The organism is Bacillus sp. LR--39 (genome assembly GCF_053613335.1).
Genome location: NZ_JBSIOT010001478.1, coordinates 1 through 540 on the forward strand (window position 1 = coordinate 1; position 540 = coordinate 540).

Consider the following 540-nt stretch of genomic DNA (forward strand, 5'->3'; position numbering starts at 1 on the left):
AAGGAAAGGGAAGTGTCCAGAAAATGGACAGGGCAAACGAAAGCCAAAGCGAAGCGCGGGGTGTCCCCGTATCTTTATTGACCTTTGAGAATATGCCAAATAATGTGCCGTTACGCGCCCAGGCGTAAACAAGGCGGGATGTCGTATTCATAAAGATATTCCCGTTTCCTCCGGGAGACAGAATGGCGTCTAAAATGACAAGCGTTGCAAGCCAGCCTAACCCGAGCATGACCGCAATATCCTTAAACGGCAATGAGAACTCCCGGTCAATTGCCGGCCAGCCATGTTTCAGTGTTTCTGTCGGGATTGCACCAATAAAGGTGACCTGCAAAACAGTATAAATGATGGTTGAAACGATGATGCAAATGATTAAAGCGATCGGGATATTGCGTTTTGGATTTTGGGACTTCACCTGCTACAGATACAATCGGGTGCAGGCCGAGATACGCAAACATGACGCCGCCTGTCGAGATGGCAGCCTGAATACCTGTAAATCCAAACGGTGCAAATCCTTGAACGGATAAATTCTCCGGCTGAAAA

General features: G+C 48.0%; 1 pseudogene. It reads right to left on the reverse strand.

Annotated features, from left to right (window positions below):
- Positions 1-540: pseudogene (gene aspP / locus ACWHAR_RS31260) on the reverse strand (aspartate/proton symporter AspP); the annotation flags it as partial.